The 18732-nt window shown below is 71.5% G+C and carries 20 protein-coding genes; 6 read left to right on the top strand and 14 right to left on the bottom strand.

The genetic code is table 11. The annotated features are described in order from the left end of the window. Positions 1-128: 128 nt before the first annotated feature. From VH112_09485 to VH112_09475, 3 genes are all read left to right on the top strand, one after another. Positions 129-1400, top strand: a complete 1272-nt coding sequence (locus tag VH112_09485; GenBank protein ID HEX4540465.1) for a dolichyl-phosphate beta-glucosyltransferase — start codon at positions 129-131, stop codon at positions 1398-1400. Next, the gene (locus VH112_09480; GenBank protein ID HEX4540464.1) at positions 1397-3496 is read left to right on the top strand and encodes a glycosyltransferase family 39 protein; all 2100 of its coding nucleotides are present in this window, start codon (positions 1397-1399) and stop codon (positions 3494-3496) included. Before VH112_09485 ends, VH112_09480 begins: the two co-directional genes overlap by 4 nt. Before the next feature lie 134 nt (positions 3497-3630). Further along, positions 3631-4434 (top strand): 5'/3'-nucleotidase SurE, encoded by an 804-nt coding sequence (locus tag VH112_09475; GenBank protein ID HEX4540463.1) that lies wholly within the window; start codon positions 3631-3633, stop codon positions 4432-4434. A 14-nt stretch (positions 4435-4448) separates the two neighbouring features. Here VH112_09475 and VH112_09470 read toward each other — a convergent pair whose 3' ends face one another. Beyond that, the gene (locus tag VH112_09470; GenBank protein ID HEX4540462.1) at positions 4449-4661 is read right to left on the bottom strand and encodes a DUF2277 domain-containing protein; all 213 of its coding nucleotides are present in this window, start codon (positions 4659-4661) and stop codon (positions 4449-4451) included. Between VH112_09470 and VH112_09465 the strand changes: the two genes are divergently transcribed. After that, entirely contained in the window at positions 4660-5547 is an 888-nt protein-coding gene (locus VH112_09465) for a methyltransferase domain-containing protein (GenBank protein ID HEX4540461.1), read from the top strand. The genes VH112_09470 and VH112_09465 overlap by 2 nt on opposite strands. A gap of 32 nt (positions 5548-5579) precedes the next feature. Beyond that, a complete protein-coding gene (locus VH112_09460) occupies positions 5580-6491 on the top strand; it encodes a hypothetical protein (protein HEX4540460.1) in 912 nt (303 codons plus the stop codon). A gap of 31 nt (positions 6492-6522) precedes the next feature. Here VH112_09460 and VH112_09455 read toward each other — a convergent pair whose 3' ends face one another. Genes VH112_09455 through VH112_09415 form a run of 9 tightly spaced genes read right to left on the bottom strand, consistent with a single transcriptional unit; the run spans position 6523 to position 14658 of the window. Next, positions 6523-8082 carry an acyl-CoA carboxylase subunit beta gene (locus tag VH112_09455; GenBank protein ID HEX4540459.1) on the bottom strand — a complete coding sequence of 520 codons (1560 nt, stop codon included), beginning with the start codon at positions 8080-8082 and terminating at the stop codon, positions 6523-6525. Beyond that, positions 8075-8737: a lysophospholipid acyltransferase family protein gene (locus VH112_09450; protein HEX4540458.1), complete on the bottom strand. Its 663-nt coding sequence runs from the start codon at positions 8735-8737 to the stop codon at positions 8075-8077. The genes VH112_09455 and VH112_09450 overlap by 8 nt, the downstream gene beginning before the upstream one ends. A 5-nt stretch (positions 8738-8742) precedes the next feature. Then, complete coding sequence (gene fabI, locus VH112_09445; GenBank protein ID HEX4540457.1) at positions 8743-9510, bottom strand: enoyl-ACP reductase FabI; 768 nt, start codon at positions 9508-9510, stop codon at positions 8743-8745. Between the two features lie 17 nt (positions 9511-9527). Continuing rightward, positions 9528-10946, bottom strand: coding sequence for a carboxyl transferase domain-containing protein (locus tag VH112_09440; GenBank protein ID HEX4540456.1), 1419 nt, complete (start codon positions 10944-10946; stop codon positions 9528-9530). Continuing rightward, entirely contained in the window at positions 10943-12196 is a 1254-nt protein-coding gene (gene fabF / locus VH112_09435; GenBank protein ID HEX4540455.1) for a beta-ketoacyl-ACP synthase II, read from the bottom strand. The genes VH112_09440 and fabF overlap by 4 nt, the downstream gene beginning before the upstream one ends. Then, positions 12193-12444, bottom strand: a complete 252-nt coding sequence (gene acpP, locus VH112_09430) for an acyl carrier protein (protein ID HEX4540454.1) — start codon at positions 12442-12444, stop codon at positions 12193-12195. The genes fabF and acpP overlap by 4 nt, the downstream gene beginning before the upstream one ends. A 28-nt stretch (positions 12445-12472) precedes the next feature. Continuing rightward, positions 12473-13474, bottom strand: coding sequence for a beta-ketoacyl-ACP synthase III (locus tag VH112_09425; GenBank protein HEX4540453.1), 1002 nt, complete (start codon positions 13472-13474; stop codon positions 12473-12475). After that, positions 13471-13743 (bottom strand): hypothetical protein, encoded by a 273-nt coding sequence (locus tag VH112_09420; protein ID HEX4540452.1) that lies wholly within the window; start codon positions 13741-13743, stop codon positions 13471-13473. The genes VH112_09425 and VH112_09420 overlap by 4 nt, the downstream gene beginning before the upstream one ends. Further along, a complete protein-coding gene (locus VH112_09415; protein ID HEX4540451.1) occupies positions 13744-14658 on the bottom strand; it encodes an ACP S-malonyltransferase in 915 nt (304 codons plus the stop codon). Positions 14659-14821: 163 nt separating this feature from the next. On the opposite strand from VH112_09415, the gene VH112_09410 reads away from it, so the two are divergent. Beyond that, entirely contained in the window at positions 14822-15583 is a 762-nt protein-coding gene (locus tag VH112_09410) for a MerR family transcriptional regulator (protein ID HEX4540450.1), read from the top strand. 41 nt (positions 15584-15624) lie between these two features. On the opposite strand, the gene sppA is transcribed toward VH112_09410, so the two are convergent. The 4 genes from sppA to VH112_09390 form a co-directional block, all read right to left on the bottom strand. Further along, complete coding sequence (sppA, locus tag VH112_09405) at positions 15625-17502, bottom strand: signal peptide peptidase SppA (GenBank protein HEX4540449.1); 1878 nt, start codon at positions 17500-17502, stop codon at positions 15625-15627. Next, on the bottom strand, positions 17499-17966 hold the full coding sequence (locus tag VH112_09400; protein HEX4540448.1) for a nitroreductase family deazaflavin-dependent oxidoreductase: 468 nt from the start codon (positions 17964-17966) through the stop codon (positions 17499-17501). Before VH112_09400 ends, sppA begins: the two co-directional genes overlap by 4 nt. 16 nt (positions 17967-17982) lie before the next feature. Then, positions 17983-18282 carry a CBS domain-containing protein gene (locus VH112_09395; GenBank protein ID HEX4540447.1) on the bottom strand — a complete coding sequence of 100 codons (300 nt, stop codon included), beginning with the start codon at positions 18280-18282 and terminating at the stop codon, positions 17983-17985. 204 nt (positions 18283-18486) lie between these two features. Further along, entirely contained in the window at positions 18487-18690 is a 204-nt protein-coding gene (locus VH112_09390; GenBank protein HEX4540446.1) for a rhodanese-like domain-containing protein, read from the bottom strand. Between the last annotated feature and the right edge of the window lie 42 nt (positions 18691-18732).

The raw sequence follows: 18732 nt of genomic DNA, 5'->3' as shown, positions 1-18732 counted from the left end.
TCCGGACGTGCACACTCTGGCGGGCGAGCCTGGGGATCTGCTGGGAGACAGCCACGAGAAGCCTTTGAATCGCGTTGGCGGCGCTTCGGCCCGAAGCTGTGAGTAGACGCCCACGGTGGGCTCAGCTGATGCCCAGGTGGGTGCTCGATCGTGTCGCCATGTCCACAGCTCAGGATGTGCAGCATCCGTCCGAGGCGCGAGACGCGACCACCACGGTCGAGATCGCCGTTCCGGTCAACAACGAGGAGCGCCATCTCGAGCGCAGCGTGCGACGGCTGCGCCACTACCTCGACACCCGCTTTCCGCTCTCGACGGTCGTAACCATCGCCGACAACGCCAGCACGGACGCCACCTGGTCGATCGCCGAGCGCCTCGCCGGCGAGCTCGAGGGCGTGCGGGCCGTGCGCCTCGATCGCAAGGGCCGGGGCCGGGCGCTTCGGGCAGTGTGGACCGCCAGTCGGGCGCGCGTGGTGGCCTACATGGACGTCGATCTCTCCACCGATCTGGACGCGCTGCTCCCGCTGGTCGCCCCGCTCATCTCCGGACATTCGGACCTCGCCATCGGCACGCGCCTGGCGCCGGGGGCGCGGGTGATCAGAGGGCCGAAACGCGAGGTGATCTCCCGCTGCTACAACCTGATCGTCAGGACGGCGTTGCGAAGTCATTTCACCGACGCGCAGTGCGGTTTCAAGGCGGTCCGGACGGACGCGGCCAGAGCGCTGCTGCCGTTGGTCGAGGACGACGAGTGGTTCTTCGACACCGAGCTCCTCGTCCTCGCCGAGCGCAACGGCCTCCGCATCCACGAGGTCGCCGTCGACTGGATCGACGGCACTGACTCGGGCGTCGACATCGCCCAGACGGCTGCCGCCGACCTGAGGGGCATCGGGCGCCTCGTTCGCGGATCCGCCTCGGGGCGAGGGGGAGCCGGGGCCCCGGCGGCCGGTCTTGGGCGCCCGTACCCGGGCGACGAGCTGGCGAGCTTCGCCCGCATCGGCGTCCTCAGCACGGCCGCATGGTTGCTGCTGTGGCTGGCGCTCCGGCCCGCGCTCGGTGCCTTTGCCGCCAACACCGTCGCCCTCCTCATCTGCTGGCTGCCGAACACCGCCGCCAACTGGCGGCTCACGTTCGCCGGGCGCCGGCCCTTCGGTCGTCAGGACCAGGTCGTGGGCGCGCTGGCCGTCCTGGCGGCGAGCCTCGTGGCGACCACCTTCGGCCTGGCCGTGGCGGTCGGCGCAGGCGCCACGTCAGCTGCCGCCGAGGGCGTCGCCCTTCTGCTCGCCAACGGAGTCGTCGCCTTCATCCGCTTCGTGCTCTTGCGGGCCTGGGCCTTCCGCGGCCGGGCCCGCCCGGAGGGCCGGCCCGGCTATGACGCCTCCCGTGCCAGGAGCGCCGAGTCATGAGCATGCCGAGCGTCATCGTCAGCCAGCCCGGCCGCGAGCCGCACACGGACCCGTCATCCGCGGCGCCGCCCGAGCGGCAGGCCTGGTGGATACGCTCCGGGCGGCCGGCCTGGGCGCTCCCGGCTCTCGGTGCGATCCTTGTCGTCGCCGCGGGGCTGTACACGTGGGACCTGTCGAGCAACGGCATGGGCAACACCTTCTATGCCGCCGCAGTCAAGTCCGGCACGGAAAGCTGGAAGGCGTTCCTCTTCGGGTCGATCGACCCGGGATCGTTCATCACCGTGGACAAGCCGCCGGCTTCGCTGTGGGTCATGGAGCTGTCGGGCCGCATCTTCGGGTTCAGCTCGTGGAGCATGCTCCTTCCCGAGGCGCTGGCCGGCATCGGCTCGGTGTACCTGGTCCACCGGACGGTGCGGAAGTGGGCGGGGGAGCTGGCAGCCGTCCTGGCCGCCCTGGCGCTCGCCGTGACGCCGGTGGCGACTGTCATGTTCCGGCTCAACGACCCTGATGCGTTCCTCACCTTCCTGCTCGTGGCGTCGGCGGCCGCCCTGTGGGCTGCCCTCGAGTCGGGCAGGACCAGGTGGCTCGTGCTGTGCGGGTCGCTGATCGGCTTGGCCTTCATCACCAAGATGCTCGAGGCCTTCATCGTCCTGCCCGCCTTCGGGCTCGTGTACCTGATCTGCGCCGATAACCCGCTCAAGCGCCGGGTCGTCCAGCTCCTCTGGGCGGGTCTCGCCTTGGTCGTGTCGTCAGGCTGGTGGGTGGCCCTGGTCCAGCTGTGGCCGGCGGGGTCGCGGCCCTACGTGGGGGGGAGCACCGACAACTCCGAGCTGAACCTCATCTTCGGGTACAACGGCTTCTCCCGGGTCTTCGGCTCCAGCGGTGCGGGGCCCGGTGGAGGAGGCGGCGGCGCGGGGTTCGGTGGCTCTCCGGGCGTGCTGCGAATGTTCAACGACATCGTGGGCGGCCAGATCTCCTGGCTCATCCCCTTCGCCGTCGTCGGTCTCCTCGCCGGACTCTGGCTGACCCGGCGGGCCGGCCGCACTGATCTGGCCCGAGCCGGGTGGATCCTGTTCGGGGGCTGGATGGTGGTGGAGATGGCCGTGTTCAGCCAGGCCAAGGGCATCTGGCATCCCTATTACACCGTCGCATTGGCGCCTCCCGTCGCGGCCGCCGCAGGTGCCGGTGCGCTCGCCATGTGGCGGGCCGGGCGTCAGACGCGCTGGCTCGCGTGGATCCTGCCCGGGGCCGTGATCGCCACTGCGGCGTGGGCTGCTGTCCTGCTGGGGCGAACGGCCGATTACGACACGTGGCTGGGGCCGCTGATCCTCGTCGGCGGCATCGGCTCGGCCATCGTGCTCGGGCTTGTCGCCCTCGGCTACACCCGCGCCCGCCTGTTGGCGGCCGGTGCCGGACTCGTGGCCGCCGCCAGCCTGCTGGCCGGCCCGGCCGCCTACTCCCTCACCACGGTCGGTGGGCCGACCACGGGACCGCTCGCCTCGGCGGGCCCCGCCCGGGTCGCCGGTGCTCAGGGCGGCGGTCCCGGTGGTGGGGCCCCGCCTGGCATCGGCGGCTTCGGTGCCCCGCCCTCCGCCGGGGCGAGAGGTGGCCTGGCCGGCCGGGACACCGTCAGCGCCGGTCTGATCTCGTACCTCCGATCCCACCAGGGCTCGTCCAAGTACCTCGTCGCCGTCAGCGGCTCGCAGCAGTCGGCGCCGATCATCTTGGCGTCGGGCCAACCGGTCGTGACCATGGGTGGGTTCAACGGCTCCGATCCAGCTCCCACGCTGGCCCAACTGCAGGCGCTGGTGTCGTCAGGCCAGGTCCACTATGTCCTGCTCGGCGGCGGGGCCCCGGGGGGCGGCGGCTTCGCCCCTGGACTCGGCGGCGGCCTCCCAGGCGGCTTCCCCCGCGGCTTCGGCGGCTCCGCTGCGGGCCCGAGAGGCGCCGGCGGCCCACCAGGGACCGCCAACCAAGCGGGCAACGCCGACCGTTCCGCCATCGAGCAGTGGGTGACGGCCAACGGCACCGTGGTCCCCGCCTCGGCTTACGGCGGTAGCGGCAGCGGCAGCGGGACGCTGTACCACCTCGGCTGACCGACGCGGCTCGTCACCGAGGTTTCGTCCCTGCGTGGGGCTCCGGCCATCTCCTGGTCGAGCTGCCGCCACCTTGTCCTCGTATCGTCGCCATCAGCCACAGGCCGAGCGAGCCGAGCGAGAGGAACGCCTCTGTGCGAGTGCTGGTGACCAACGACGACGGCATCGATGCTCGCGGCCTGGATGAGCTCGCCACCGCCCTCGACGGCCAGGGCCACGATGTGGTCGTGGCGGCCCCCGCCCATGACTGCAGCGGCAACGGCGCCGCCATCGGTCCGATCCATCTGACCGGACAGGTGGCGTTCAAGGAGGTGAGGGTGGGCGACCTCGGCCACGTGCCTGCCTACGCCATCGACGGCCCGCCGGCGTTGGCCGTGCTCGCCGCGTGCCAGGGCGGATTCGGGATACCGCCGGCGCTCGTCGTCTCGGGCATCAACGCCGGGGCCAACACCGGGGGGGCCATTCTGCACTCGGGGACCGTCGGAGCCGCGCTCACCGCCGCCAACCTCGGCTTCCCCGCCGTCGCCGTGAGCCTCGCCCACGGCGCCGAGTCGGCCTGGTCCACGGCGGCCGCGGTGTCAGGGTCGATCGTCGAGTGGCTGGGAGACGTCGGCGGCTTGAACCAGCCGATCGTGCTCAACGTGAACGTCCCCAACCTGGCCCTGCGCTGGCTGCGCGGCGTGCGGATCGCCACCGTCGCCAGCGGAGGGATCGCCCAGGCGGGCTTCGTCCCTGCCGCCGGGGGACACCTTCAGCTCGAGATGACATCGCCGGGTCTGCCGCCTCCGCCCGGCACCGACAGCGGCCTCGTGGCGGCGGGCTACGTGGCTGTCACCGAGCTCCAAGGCATCCGAGGCCATCACGACACCAAGCTCGGCCCTCTGCCCGCTCAGATCGAGGACGCCATCCAGCGAACCTTCCACTGCGTCTCGTCATAGGGGACATCGCCGTGTCAGGCGGAGCGCCTGCTGGTGGTGGAGATGTCAGTGAGGAGGCGACGCACCGACTCCGAGATGTCGTCGACGGCGCCCTCGAAGGCGTCCTTGTTGGCTTGGGAGGGCTGACGGTAGCCGGAGACCTTGCGAACGAACTGGAGCGCAGCCGCCCTGACCTCCTCGTCGCTCGCCTCCGTCGGGCCTCTCAGCGTCACGATGCTTCGGCACATGCCGCAGAGCCTCGCACAGAACGTGACTCTTGACGACGTCACTGGCCATCGATACCGTCACATCGGCGGAAAGCGGACCGGCGATCTCAGCAATGCCAAGGGGGCGGCCATCATCGACGAGCTGAAGCTGTGCCGCGCCCTGTCCGACGAGCGCGATGTGGTCTCGCTCGTCCTGGGCGACAGCTATCACCCAGGGGGAACCGACCTGACGCGGCGACTGGCTCGCGCCCTGGAACTGCGCCCGGGGATGCGCGTTGCCGTCCTCGCCAGTGGTCCTGGCGCCACTGCCTTCCTGCTGGCCTGCGAGTTCGGCGTCGACGTCGACGGCGTCGATCCGGCCGACCAGCTGGTGGCGGGGGCCAACGCCGAGGCGGCGGAGCTCGAGCTCGACGACTGCGTCACCTTCTGGACGGGTGACGCGGAGCGTCTGCCGTTCGACGACGCGTCGGTCGACGTCCTCATCTCCGAGTGCGCGTTCTGCACCTTTGCCGACAAGTCGACGGCGGCGGCGGAGATGGCGCGGGTCCTGCGGCCGGGAGGGCGGGTTGGCATCAGCGAGGTGGCCCTCGACCCCGACCCGCTCGACGAGGAGCTCGGGAGCCTGGCGGGATGGGCCGCCTGTCTCGCCGATGCCCGACCCGTGTCGGCATACCGCTCCCTGCTGGGCGCCGCCGGTCTCGAGCTGACCTTCGTCGAGGCTCACGACGAGGCCCTGGCCTGCATGATCGAGCAGATCGACGCCGGGCTGGCAGCCGTCGGTGTGGCCGAGGGGCCGGCGCTCGCAGGACTCGACTTCGAGCTGGCTCGCGAGCGCACCGCCACGGCGGCGCGTGCCGTGCGGGATGGCGTCGCCAGCTACGCCCTCATGGTCGCCGAGAAGGGCTGACCCTTCGGCGGATCCTGGGCAAGACTCGAAGAATGGCCCTCGAGGACGTGGTCGACGAGCTCTACGGGGTCGACGCCGCCGAGTTCGTCGCCATCCGGGACAAACGCGCCCGGGAGGCCCGTGACGCCGGTGACCGGGCGCTCGCCGACCAGGTCAAGGGGTTGAAGCGACCCTCGGCCGCCGCCTGGGTGGTCAACGTCCTCGTCCGCCATCGCCCCGGGGAGATCGAGCGGCTGCTGAGCTTCGGGCAGTCGTTCCGGGACGCGCAGGCGAACCTGGCCGGCGACGAGTTGCGCCGGCTCGGTCGTCAACGGCACCAGGTGCTCGGCGCTCTCGGCCAGGAGGCGCGCCGTATCGCCCAGGAGCGAGGTCAGTCGGTGAGCCAGGCCGTCCAGCGAGACGTGGAGAGCACCCTCGACGCCGCCCTGACCGACCCCAGCGCCGCAGATGCAGTTCGCTCGGGCCGGCTGCTGCGCTCGATCAGCCACGCCGGCATGGGTCCCGTCGATCTGAGCGGCTCCCTGGCGGCGCCGGAGATCGCCGTCCGCTCGTCGACGGGGATCCCAGGGCTGGCTCCCGACGACAGCAAGCAGGGTCGGCCCCCGGAGGACGAGAAGATCGCCGCCGCCCGCGAGGCCCTGGAGGACGCCGACGCCGACGTCGAGCGGGCGGATCACGGCCTCTCCAGGGCCGAGCGGACCGCCGAGGAAGCCCAGGGGCGCAAGGCCGACGCCGAGCAGCGGGTCCGAGCGTTGGAGGAGGAGGTTGCCCGCGCTGACGATCGGCTGCGCACGGCGACCGCCGAGGCCGCGCAGGCCGAGACGGACCGCCGGGCTGCCCGAAAGGCGCTGGAAGGAGCCCGTCGTCAGGCCAACCGGGCCCGGGCACGACTCGGGCGCCTCGACCAGACCGGGCTCCACGTCGTCCGCGACACCGATACCTGACCGCCCCGCGTTCGCGGCAATGGGGGCCCGGTCAGAGGGGGACGTTTCCGTGCTTGCGTGCCGGCGGCTCCTGGACCTTGGTCGAGAGCAGGTCGAGGGCGCCACTGAGAACGGCCCTGGTGTCGGCGGGGTCGATGACGTCGTCGACGTAGCCGCGCTCGGCGGCCAGGTAGGGGTTGAGGTGGCGGTCCCGGTACTCGGCCACGAGCGTCGCCCGGTGGCGAGCGGGGTCCGGCTGTCGGGCCAGCTCCCGGCGGTAGAGGAAGTCGACCGCCCCCTCCGGGTCCATCACGGCCAGCTCCGCTGACGGCCAGGCGTAGGCGAGATCGCTGCCGAGCGACTTGGAGCCCATGACCACACCGGCGCCGCCGTAGGCCTTGCGGGTGATCACCTGGATACAGGGGACGCTCGCCTCGGAGTAGGCGTAGAGGAGCTTGGCTCCGTGGCGAATGAGGCCTCCGTGCTCCTGGTCGCTGCCCGGCATGAAGCCGGGTACGTCGACGAAGCTGACCACCGGAATGTTGAAGCTGTCGCAGGTGCGCACGAAGCGGGCACCCTTCTCGGCCGCGTCGATGTCGAGGATGCCCGCCAGCACCTGGGGCTGGTTGGCGACCACGCCGACGACCCGGCCGCCGATCCGCGCCAAGGCGCAGACGAGGTTGGTGGCCCAGTCCCGGTGGTATTCGAGCAGCTCGCCGTCATCGACGACGGCCGTCACGACCTGCTTCATGTCGTAGGGCTGGTCCGACCGAGACGGCATCAGCGCGGAGAGCTGTGGCGTCCGGCGCCGAGAGTCGTCGCCACTGTCGACGATGGGTGCCGCCTCCCGGCTGTTGGCGGGGAGGTAGCCGAGCAGGCTGCGGACGTCGTCGAGACAGGCCTTCTCGTCGGCGGCGACGAACGTGGCCACCCCCGACTTCGTGCCGTGGGTCGTGGCGCCGCCGAGCTCCTCGAGTGACAGGTCCTCGCCGGTCACCGTCTTCACCACGTCGGGACCGGTGATGAACATGTGGGCGGTCTCACGGACCATGAAGACGAAATCCGTCATGGCGGGCGAGTACACGGCGCCACCCGCGCACGGCCCCATGATGACGCTGATCTGAGGGATCGTCCCCGACGCCAGGACGTTGCGCCGAAAGATCTTGGCGTAGCCGTCGAGTGAGACCACGCCCTCCTGGATGCGGGCCCCGCCGCCGTCGTTGATGCCGATCAGCGGCACCCGGATCGAGGTGGCCAGGTCCATCAGGGCGTGGATCTTCTCGGCGGTGACCTCACCGAGGGTCCCGCCGAAGACGGTGAAGTCCTGGGAGAACACGCACACCTTGCGCCCGTCGATGGCGCCGAAGCCGGTCACGACCCCATCGGTGTAGGGCCGGTCGCCGTCCAGGCCCACACCATTGGTCCGGTGACGGGCCAGCATGCCCAGCTCATGGAAGGATCCCGCGTCGAGCAGGTACTCGACCCGCTCCCGAGCCGTCATCTTGCCCTTGGCCCGCTGGCGCTCGACCGCCTTCTCCGAGCCGGCGTGCCTGGCCTCCTGCCGGCGCCGGGCCAGCTCGTCGAGCAGCCCGGCCATGGCGCGCTCAGACATCGGCGCCGAGCACGTGCTCGGGGGACGCGCCGGCCCGGTACTCCTGGCCCGACAGGTCCGCGATGGCGTGCATCAGGCGGTCGGTGGCGCATTGAAGCTCGGCCTTGCGGCGCCGGGCCCGCTCCGGGGCCGGCAGGCGGTGGGGAGGGCCGAAGCGCACGGTTACGGGCCTGAACAGATGGGGGAGCGATTCGTCGGGGGCCTGGACGGCCTCGGTGCCGATCAGGCCGACGGGCACGATGGGCGCCCCGAAGGCCAGGGCCAGGCGCGCCGCTCCGGTGTTCCCAGGGAGCAGTGCCCCGTCCCGCGACCGCGTGCCTTCGGGATAGATGCCGATGACACCGTGTCCGGACAGGATCCGGCCGGCGCGGACCATGGCCTCGCGGGCGCCGGTGGCGCTGCCCCGGCGGAGGGGGATCTGGCCCGTCGCCCGGAACATCCACGCCGTGCGCCAGCTGTCCCAGTACTCGGCCTTGGCGATGAACGTGATCGGTCGGGGTGTCACCAGGGCCAGGAAGATGGAGTCCATGAACGACCGGTGGTTGGCGGCCAGCACCATCGGCCCGCGCTCGGGAACGTGGGCCAGCCCCTTCACGTCGACCCGGTAGCAGCGGCGGAGCGCCGCGCTGACCAGCGACTTGGTCAGCTGGTACACCACCCTCACGCCCCCACGGCGTGGAAGCCGCCGTCCACGTGGACGATCTCGCCCGTCGTGGCCGGGAACCAGTCGGACAGCAACGCCACGCAGGCCTTGCTGACCGGGCCTGCGTCCTCGGGCCGCCAGGGCAGCGGCGACCGCGACGACCAGGCGTCCGCCAGCTCGGCGAAGCCGGGCACGCCGCGTGCGGCCACCGTGCGCACAGGTCCTGCGGCCACCAGGTTGACCCGGATCCGGTAGCACCCGAGATCGCGGGCGAGGTACCTCGTGGTGGACTCGAGGGCCGCCTTGGCCACTCCCATCCAGTCGTACGACGGCCACGCCTGGCGGGCGTCGAAATCGAGCCCGACGATGGCCCCGCCCGCCTCTTTCATGAGGGGCAGGGTCGCCTCGGCCAGCGACTTCAGCGAGTAGGCGGAGACGTGCAGCGCCGTGCCGACCTGCTCCCAGTCGGCGGCCAGGAAGTCCCCGCTCAGACAGACGGGCGGGGCGTACCCGATGGCGTGCAGGACGGCATCGATGCGGCCCCACCGACGCTCCAGCCTCGCGGTCAGGTCGGCCAGGTGGTCGGGCCTGGTGACGTCGAGCTCCTCGACGTCGGCTGGCCGCGGGAGGCGCTGGGCGACCCGCTGCGTCAGGCTCAGGGCCCGGCCGAACGAGGTGAGCACCACGTCGGCCCCCTGTTCCTGTGCCAAGCGGGCGACCGAGGTGGCGATCGACGCCTCGCTGAGCACCCCGGTGACGAGGACCTTCTTGTCGGCAAGCAGCATTGCTGTCCCTCCTCGACCTAGAGGGGCGTGTTCGAGTGACGGCGGGACGGCAGGTGCTCGCGCTTGGCCGCCAGGTGCCCGAGCGCGCCGGCCAGCACCCGCCTGGTCTGCAGCGGATCGATGACGTCGTCGATGTAGCCCCGCTCGGCGGCCACGTACGGGGCGCAGTAGCGGGCCGTGTACTCGGCCTCCAGGGCCGCCTTCTCCTGCTCTCGGGCGTGCTCGTCGAGCGTCGCGAGCTGCCGTCCGAAGAGGATCTGCACGGCGCCCTTGGCCCCCATGACCGCGATCTCGGCGCTCGGCCAGGCGGCGCAGAAGTCGCTTCCCAGGCCGCGCGAGTCCATCACGATGTAGGCGCCGCCGTAGGCCTTGCGCACCACGAGACACAGCCGGGGTACCGTCGCCTCGCCGTAGGCGAATACGAGCTCGGCCCCATGGCGGATCATCCCCCGCCATTCGAGGTCCTTTCCGGGCTCGAACCCGGGAGTGTCGACGATGGTGAGCAGCGGGATGTTGAAGGTGTCGCACGCCTGGACGAAGCGCGCCGCCTTGCGCGACGCCTCGATGTCGATCGTGCCCGCTCGGTGATGGGGTTGGTTGGCGACGATGCCGATGGGCCGCCCGTCGAGGCGGCCGTAGCCGGTCACCATGTTGGGCGCGTAGCGGGCCCGCACCTCGAGGAAGCTGGAGGCGTCGATCACGTCGGTCACCACGGCGCGGATGTCGTAGACGGCTCGGGACCCGGCTGGCACCGCCGATGCCGCGGCGACGCAGTCCCGGGTCACCGGATCGTCAGTGGTGGCGCGCGGCGGCTCCGCCATGGTGTTGCCGGGGAGGTAGGCGAGAAGATCGGCGACGGCGGCCAGGGCGTCGTGTTCGTCCTCTGCCAGCAGCGACACGACGCCGCTCTTGGCGTCGTGCACGGCGGCGCCACCCAGGCCGACGGGATCGAGGACCTCGCCCGTGAAGCCCTCGACGGCGCGGGGCCCGGTGACATAGGCGAAGGCATCCACGGTCATGACCACGTGATCGGCCATGCCGGCGAGCAGCGCCGGTCCCGAGACGTAGGGGCCGATGACGGCGAGGATGATCGGCACCGTGCCCGACGCGCGCGCCAGGCGGCTGGCGACCCGCCCCCAGGCGTGCAGGGACGCGATCCCCTCGTCCATGTCCGCGCCCGAGCTGGAGACCACGCCGACGATGGGCACGCCCTCACCCATGGCCACCTGCACCAGGCGCTCGATGGCTTCGCCTTCGGCCGGGCCGAGGGCGCCGCGGTGTGGCCCACCCTCGAGCCTGAACAACGCGACCGGGCGTCCGTCGATGTCGTCCAGCCGGGCCTCGACCACCGAGCCCTGCCCGGCCTCCAGGGCCGAGCGCCGCGCCCGTCGGGCGTCGATCGACACCGGCCGGCCGGTGAGCTCCTCGGACCTCACGCCGCCGGCGAGAGGATCAGGGCGGCGTTGTGGCCACCGAAGCCGAACGAGGTCGACAGGACGGGCCGGGAGGCGACCGCCCAGGGCTGGCCAGCGACGACGTCGATGTCGAGGGCCGGGTCGGTGCGCTCGTGGTTGGCGGTGGGCGGCACCAGGCCGTTGGAGGCCGCGAGCAGGCTGGCCACCGCCTCGGCGGCGCCGGCCGCCCCGATCAGGTGGCCGGTCACTCCCTTGATGGAGGTCACGGGCAGCTCGTGCTCGCCGAACACCTTGACGATGGCCTCGGCCTCGGCCGCGTCGTTGAGCGGCGTCGACGTGCCGTGGGCGTTGACGTGACTGATGTCGTTCGGCTCCAGAGTCGCGTCCCGCAGCGCCATCTGGATGCACGACGCCGCGCCCCCACCGCCCGGGGAAGGAGCAGTGACGTGGTAGGCGTCGGCGTTGCGTCCGTACCCGGCCACCTCGCCCCAGATGCGGGCTCCCCTCGACGCGGCCTGGTCCCAGCGTTCGAGCACCGTGAACGCCCCACCCTCGCCGATCACGAAGCCGTCCCGGTCGATGTCGAAGGGCCGAGACGCCAGGGCGGGTGCGTCCTGGCGGCCGCTCAGGGCTCCCATGCGCGCGAAGGCAACGAGGGCGATGGGGCTGATCGGGGCCTCCGATCCACCGGCGAGCACGACGTCCGCGGAGCCGTCGCGGATCAACCGGGCGCCCTCGCCCACGGCGTGGGCGCCCGCGGCACAGGCGGTGGCGACGCACACGTTCGGCCCTGTCCAACCGAGCTGCATGCTGATCAGGGCCGCGGTGGCGTTCGGCATCATCATCGGCACCAGGAACGGGCTGACCCTGCTGGCGCCTCGGTGGACGAAGATCCGCTCCTGCTCCTCCTGGGTGCTCAGACCGCCGATGCCCGTGCCCGCCACGACTGCGCAGCGGGCGGGGTCGACCGTCATCGGGCCGGCGTCGTCCAAGGCATCGGCGGCCGCCGCGAACCCGAGCTGGGCCACGCGATCGACGCGACGGGCCTCCTTGGCGTCCAGGTAGCGGGCCGGATCGAAGCCGTGCACCTGGCAGGCGATACGGACCGGCAGGTCCGCATCGTCGAGGCCGACGATCGGCGCGGCAACCGACCGGCCGGCGAGCAGGCCGCTCCAGAAGGTCTCCAGATCCTGGCCGGCGGGCGTCTTCACCCCCATGCCGGTGATGGCGACCCGAGGTCGGCCTCGCGCGTCGACGGTCTGTGGCGTCACGCCCGCGCCGAGAGCTTGTCCGACACGAGCGCCACCGCCTGCCCGACGGTCAGGACGTTCTCGAGATCGTCCTCGGGCACGGATATGTCGAACCGCTCCTCGAGCGCCATCACCAGCTCGACCAGGTCGAGACTGTCCGCGTCGAGATCCTCCTTGAACCGCGCCTCGTCGACGACGGCGTCCGGCTCCACGCCGAGGACCTCGACGGCGAGCTCGGTTACCGCACCGAAGATCTCAGTTCTGTCCATAGGTCGTTGCTCCTTTCGTACGTGCGATTCAGGGCCGTCCCCATCGGACGACGACGCTGGCCCACGTCAGGCCGGCGCCGATGCCGCCCAGCAGGACGATGTCGCCGTCGGCAAGCCGGCCCGCCTCGACCGCCTCTGTGAGGGCGAGGGGGACCGATGCGGCCGACGTGTTGCCGTAGCGGTCCACGTTGACCGCCACACGCCCGCGATCGATTCCCAGCCGCGCTGTGCAGGCGTCGATGATGCGAACGTTCGCCTGGTGCGGCACGAACAGGGCCACGTCGTCGGGCGCCAGGCCAACCTTGGCCAGCGCCGCGGCGCCCGAGTCGGCCATGACCCGCACCGCCCGGCGGAACAGCTCCGAACCGTCCATGCGCAACCAGTGACCGCCTGCTGCGACGGTCTCGACGGTGGCTGGCGTCCGACTGCCGCCGGCGGGGACCTCGAGCAGCGAGTAGCCCGTGCCGTCCGAGCCGAGATCCCACGCCAGCACGCCAGGGCCCTCCTTGTCACCAGGCCCGGCGATCAGGCTCATGGCGCCGGCGCCGTCCCCGAAGAGCACGGCGGTGTTGCGGTCTGCCGGGTCGACGATGCGGGTGAAGGTGTCGGCCCCCACCACCAGCGCGGCGCGTCCCCCGCCCGCGGCCAGGATCGACGTCCCCACGACCAGGCCGTAGGTGAAGCCGGCGCAGGCGGCGCCCAGGTCGAAGGTCCCACAGGTCAGGCCCAACCCGTCGGCGACGAGCCCCGAGGCGCCCGGCAACGGTTGGTCGGGCGTCGCGGTGGCGACAACCAGTACCTCGATGTCATCTGGCGTGAGGCCGGCGTCCTTCATCGCCGCCGCTCCGGCGGCGATGGCCAGCGTCGAGGTCGACTCGCCCGGTCCGGCGACGCGTCGCTCCCGGATCCCCGACCGCTCGACGATCCAGCGGTCATCGGTGTCCAGGCGGGCCTCCAGATCGAGGTTGGTCAGGCGCTCGTTGGGAACGGCCATGCCGCAGCCACCGGCCACCACCTGGGTCACGATCACGCCACCCTGAGCCAGGCCAACGGCTGACCCTCCCGGACCCGCTCGCCCGTGTGGGCCAGCATGCCCATGAGCCGGCCGTCGAAGGGGCTGTGGACGGGCCGGGTCCGGTCGGGAAGGTCGAGCACGCCGATCTGCTGGCCGGCGACCAACCGACCGGCGTCGTCGCCGGCCCCCGCGGGGGCGACGGGCCGGAACCGACCGGCGGTAGGGGCGATGATCACCCGCTCGCCGACGTGCAGCTCTTCACCGCGGCACAAGTGCGCGTGCATTCAGACGACCTCTCCCAACGCGGGCAGATGAGCGGGCGTGCCGACGGTCACGACCAGTGCTGACGGCACGGTCCGCCGTGCCATCCCGGACACGCTCGAGCCGGGACCGAGCTCCACGAACTTCTTGACGCCCAGCTCGACGAGGGTGTGGATGGACTGACGCCACCGGACCGGGGAGACGAGGTGGCGCACCAGTCGCCGCCGCCAGCTGTCGCCGTCCGAGTAGATCTCCGCGTCGTCGTTCGAGACGACGGGTGCAGCAGAGGGTCGGAGCGGGACGGACTCCAGCGCTCGGGCGAAGGGATCGCAGGCGTCTTCCATGAGCGGCGTGTGGAACGCCGCCTCCACGTTGAGCGAGATCATCCGACGGACGCCGTTGTCGAGCGCGTGGCGCGTGGCGGCGTCCACGCCCGTCGGCGTGCCGCCGACCACGAGCTGACCGGGCGCGTTGTCGTTGGCCAACCAGCATGCGCCGTCAGCCGCCGAGCACGCCCGGGCGGCGTCGTCGGTCGAGGCACCGAGGAGGGCCGCCATCCGACCGGGATGGGCAAGGGCAGCCTCCTGGGTGGACCGCCCTCTGGCGTCCACCAGGCGGACACCGTCCTCGAGGGTCAGTATCCCGGCCGCGACCAGCGCCGTGACCTGGCCGAGCGAGTGGCCGGCAAACGCGGTCGGCTCGCCGAGGCGGTCCTTGGTCGCCTCCCAGGCCAGCAGCGAGGCCAGGAACACGCCGAGCTGGGCCGACCGCGTCCGGTTGAGGACGGCGGCCGGGTCTTCCAGCAGGAGCGGCGCCAGCCGCGTACCGAGGGCTTCCTCCGCCCGCTCGACGACCGACCAGGCTCGATCGTGTTGCCACTCACGACCCATGCCAGGTGTCTGCACTCCCTGTCCAGGGAAGAGGACCGCCAAACCCACGTGCTGTCTCCGGATCTCGTAGACGTGATCACTGCTCCCAGCGCTCCCCCCGGTACAGCGATCTCATCCTTACACACTTCGTCATACATTGGGAAACGCTCATGTAACCGTTGGGTGAACGGTGTGTTTCCAGCTCGGGAGCAGCACCTATGCTCTTGCGGACATGGACTACCGGGTCGATGAGCTCGCCGAGGCAGCCGGCATCAGCGTCCAGCTCGTCCGCTCCTACCAGTCGAAGGGACTGCTCAGGCCGCCACACCACGAGGGGCGGATCGCGCTCTACGACGGGAGGCACCTCGAGCGCCTCCGCGAGATCAACGAGCTGAAGCGGCGCGGCTACTCGCTCCGGGTGATCGGTCAGCTGCTGGAGTCGGGACCTCCCCGAGCCGATCCCACCGACGGAGACGTGGCCGAGATCGTCGACGAGGAGACGTTCGACCTGCGCGAGCTCGCCGACCGCAGCGGAGTGCCCACCCCGATGCTGCGCTCGCTCGAGGCCTCGGGCCTGATCCGGTCCCGTCGCCTCAACGCCGAGGGTCGGTACACCCACGCCGACGTCAGGGCCGTGTCGATCATCCTCACCCTGGTCGGCGGAGGGCTTCCCCTCGAGGAGCTCATGAAGGTCGCCCGCATCCAGCTCGAGGCGGCCGAGGACGTGGCCGAGGGATCCGTCAGCCTCTTCATGTCCCACGTACGCGCCCCGTTGCAGGAGATGGGGCTGTCGCAACGCGAGCACTCGGATCGCCTCGTCGCCGCACTGCGCCTCATGCTGCACAGCTCGGCTGCCCTGCTCGCCTACAACTTCCAGCGCATGGTGCTGAACGCCATCCAGGAGGAGATCAACGAGCTCGGCACGCGCAGCGAGCGATCAGCGCTTCAGCGCGAGATCCTCCGCCGCCTCGAGCTCGACGTCCTCGCTCAGTGAAGCGGGCGTGGGCCCGCTGCGTGCACGGCTGACCGGGCTGGTCAGCGGATGAGCCAGCTGTGCGGATCCGCCTGCATGTGCAGCTCCCCGCGGGCGTCCGACAGCCCGAGCGCGCCCGCCAGCTGCCGCAATGGCCCGAGCGCGTCGAGGACCCCGTGCAACCGCGCTCGCAGGTCGTCGCTGCTGTCGCCCTTCGGGCCCCGCAGCGCGGCGAGCGGACTGACCCGCTTGGGGAACGGCTTCGTACGCAGCCGGGCGCCGCGCTCGAGCCCCGCCAGCTCGCGGGCTGCGGCGAGGGCCGCCGGGAAGCCGCCGAGCGTGTCGACGAGGCCGACGGCCGCTGCGTCCTCGCCCGTCCACACCCGGCCACGAGCCACCTCCTGGACCCGCTCCTTGGGCAGGCTCCTTCCCTCGGCCACTCTCGTGACGAAGGTGTCGTAGATCACGTCGAGGGACTTGGAGAAGCGCTCCTGCCCGCTGTCGTCGAAGGCGCGGTTGAGTGACCACAAGAGCGCGTTCCTGCTGGTGTGGGCCTCGTCGACGCTGAAGCCGATGCGCTCCTTCGCTCTCGCCAGCACGGGCTTGCCGGCGATGACGCCGATGGAACCGGTGACCGTCCCGGGTTGGGCGATGATGCGATCGGCGGCGGTCGAGATGTAGTACCCACCCGATCCGGCGACGTTGCCCATCGTCACCACGAGTGGCTTGCCCGCCTGGCGGGCGAGCACCGTCTCGCGCCAGATGGTGTCGGACGCCACTGCTGAGCCCCCCGGGCTGTCGACCCGCATGACGATCGCCCGCACCTTGCGGTCGGCGGCGGCCTGGCGAATGGCCTCCGCGGTGCGCTCGGCCTGGATCTGGTCGACCCCGGTCAGCGGATTGGGCGTGGCGCGGCGCCTGACGATGGCTCCGGTCGCGGTGACGACCGCCACTGTCGGTCGTCGGCCTCGGCCACCCCGGCGGCGGCCCCGCTTGGCGTACCGGTCGAGGAACAGCAGGGACGCTCCCTCGCCGGCGCGCTCCTTGGCGCGTGACCTGGCCTCGTCTCGGTACCCGAGCCGGTCGACCAGTCCCGCGGCGCGGGCCTCGTCGGCCGTGAGCGGCCCGGTGTCGGCGAGCCGGCGCGCCGCTTCGAGCGAAAGGCCTCTAGCCTCCGCCACGCCGGCCACGATCTGTCCGAACTGGGAGTCGAGGATGCGCTGGAGCTGCTCGCGCTCGGGCTCGGTGAGCGACGTGTGGAGCAGCTGGCTGGCGGCGCTCTTGTACTCGTGGCGCCCCTCGAAGAGCGGATCGACGCCGATGCGGTCGAGGGCCCCCCTTACGAAGTTCATCTCCCGGGCCAGGCCGACGAAGCCGACGTCTCCCGACGGCTGGAGGACGATCTCGTCGCAGGCCGTGGCCAGGTAGTAGGGCCCGTTGCCGCCGCCGAGCTCGCCGAACGTGTCGCTGAAGGCCACCGCCGCCTTGCCGGCCCGGCGCAGGTTCAGGATTGCGTCGCGCAGCTCCTGGATCTGGGCCAACCCGCCGCGGTCGAACGTGGTGTACACCAACAACCCCGACACGCGGCGGTCGGTCGCCGCCCGCTCGATGAGCTCGACCGTCTCGCGCATCGACAGGGGCCGGCGGCCCCGGGCCTGAGTGAGCAGGTTCGAGCCGACCGCCTCCGGGGGGAGCTGGGCGATGTCCAGCTCCAGCACGGTGCCCGGCGGAAGGCCGGGACGCAGCGCCCGCGCCACCACGCCCAGGACGATCGCCCCGACGACCACGATGGCCGTGACCTCGATGAACCCGTTGACGTGGTGGGCGAGCCGGTTGGCTGCGATACCCAGGCCGAGCACCAGGCCGATCGCCACCGCCAGGACTGCGGCGCCCAGGAACAGCCGGCGGCCGCTGTAGAGCCATGATCGGATCAGGCTCACCGGTCGGGCCGCTTCGTCAGGGCGAACGCCGGGTGCCTGTGGGCGATCCCGCGGATCTCCTCGTCGCTCGAGTCGGGGCCCACTCCCTCGAAGAACTGGCCCACCTCGGCCTTCCATCGCCGAAGGTAGGCGCGCAGCACGGGGACCTTCTCGTCGTCGGAGAGCTCGCGCGCCTGCCAGTGCTCGCGCCGGCGACCCACCAGCAGGTCCAGTTGACCATCGGCGGCGCGGACGTTGCGTACCCACTGACCCTCACCGCGTGCCGACACGAGGTAGTCCTTGCCGTCGAGGGTGAGCAGGTTGACCGGGGTCCGCTGGGGTTGGCCGCTGCGCCGACCTCGCACCTCGAGGACCCGGCTTCCCATCACGCTGATCCCGGCGCTGGTGATGCCCCGGACGGCTCGGTTGAGGACGTTGCGGGTGAACCAACCCGGCTCGCGATAGTGCGGCTGGGCGTCGGACATGGCAGTGCTCCTCTCGTCAGGTGTCGGAGGCGTCTTGCTTCGACTCGAGCGCGGCCTGGTCGGCATCGGTGCGCATGAGGAGGCCGACCAGCCGGCCGTCGGAGGTGGTCACCGGTGAGCTCTCGAGGTTGTGCTCTGCCATGTACGCGGCCATCTCGGTGATGGCGACGTTGGGACGGAACGTGCTCGGCCCTGGACGCATGGCCTGCTCGATCGAGCGCGCCGGGTCACCGGCGAGCTGGTCACCTCGCAGCAGGCCCATGACGACCCGCTCGCTGTTCACGACCACGCAGGCGTTCCACCCCGCCTGCTGCACGCGCTGGCTGACCGACCCCAGTTCCTCGTCGAGGCGACACGTCGGGACGTCGGCTCGGGCGACGGTCCCCGCTCGCCGGCTACCAGCGATGGTGCCCTCGGTCGGCAGCCCCGCTGCGAGCCAGTCCTTCTTCCCGGCGGCGTAGTCGTTGACCTCGCCGTACCCGAGGCTTTCGAGCCGCCACGCGGCCCGCGGAGAAAGGTCTCAAGCCGAGTCCCAGCAGTACACGACGATCGGACTCCCCCGATCGAGCGCCGTGATGGCCTCGGTCTCCAACCGCCGCAGCGGAAGGTTGATGGCCCGAGGGAGGTGCTCCTCCTCGAACTCCTTCTGCGGCAGCACGTCGACCAGCTGCGCTCCTCCTTCGAGGAGGCGCCGAAGCTGCGCTCGGTCCACGGTGACTGGCATGGCTCCGCACCATCCTATGGAGTCGCCCGGTTCCGAGGGCCG

This window comes from Acidimicrobiales bacterium (genome assembly GCA_036270875.1).
Lineage (GTDB): Bacteria > Actinomycetota > Acidimicrobiia > Acidimicrobiales > AC-9 > AC-9.
The sequence above is the reverse complement of the archived record's forward strand: the minus strand, read 5'-3'. Positions and strand labels throughout refer to the sequence as shown.